The 922-nt window shown below is 66.6% G+C and carries 1 protein-coding gene and 1 pseudogene; both read right to left on the bottom strand.

The genetic code is table 11. From position 1 onward, the window contains the following. Nucleotides 1-423 (bottom strand): LacI family DNA-binding transcriptional regulator (locus AAE045_RS23270; RefSeq protein WP_455549690.1); only part of this gene is annotated, 423 nt, incomplete at its 3' end. Between the two features lie 42 nt (nt 424-465). Then, nucleotides 466-922: pseudogene (locus AAE045_RS23275) on the bottom strand (glucose/galactose MFS transporter); the annotation flags it as partial.

Consider the following 922-nt stretch of genomic DNA (forward strand, 5'->3'; position numbering starts at 1 on the left):
GCGCGCGGTGAGCGCAGCCACCAGATCCTTGCGCTCGGACATCGGCGCGGTCAGCACCAGCCCGGCAAGGCGCGAGCGCTGCACCCAGTCGGCCAGCTCTTCGGCCAGCATCGGCGAGCTGGAGTCGCAGGGGTGGATCTGCAGCCCGAACCCGGTTTCACGGCACGCGGCGAGCACGCCGTTCTGCACGCCGATGATGTGGTACGGGTTGGGGTTGTCGTAGACCAGCCCGACCACCAGCGTGGTGCCGGTGCGCAGGTTGCGCGCGGCCGGATCGGGCTCGTAGTCCAGCTCGGCGATCGCACGCAGCACCCGTGCACGGGTGGCCTGCATCACCGAGGGCTCGTTGTTGATGACCCGCGAGACCGTCTTCAGCGATACCTTGGCCCGTTCGGCGACATCCTTGATGGTCGCTCTACGCATCGTCTTTTCCTGGCTGACCGGTTGAGCGTCCATGATCGCCGATCACTGCCCGTCGCGGGACAACCCGACGCGGTGGCCGCGCACCGAATAGAACAGGATGTACAGGTAGCAGGGCACCATCAGGCCGGCGAACACCCACTGGAAATCGAAGTGCTGCTTGAGCACGGCAAACAGCTGGGGAATGATCGCGCCACCGGCGATGGCCATCACCAGCAGGGCCGAGCCGGTCTCGGTGAAGCGGCCCAGGCCGCGGATCGCCAGCGGGAAGATCGCCGGCCACATCATCGCGTTGGCAAAGCCCAGGGCCGCCACGAAGCCCACCGACACGTAGCCGTGGGTGAACAGCGCGCCGATGCAGAACACCACGCCGAGTACGGCGGAAATGCTCAGGTAGCGCGACTGCGACACCAGGTGCGGGATCAAGGCCAGGCCGGCCAGATAACCGATGAGCATCGCGCCCAGGGTGATCGAGGTGAACATCTTGGTCTGGTCCAGCGGC

This window comes from Dryocola clanedunensis, assembly GCF_038405435.1.
Taxonomy (GTDB): domain Bacteria; phylum Pseudomonadota; class Gammaproteobacteria; order Enterobacterales; family Enterobacteriaceae; genus Dryocola; species Dryocola clanedunensis_A.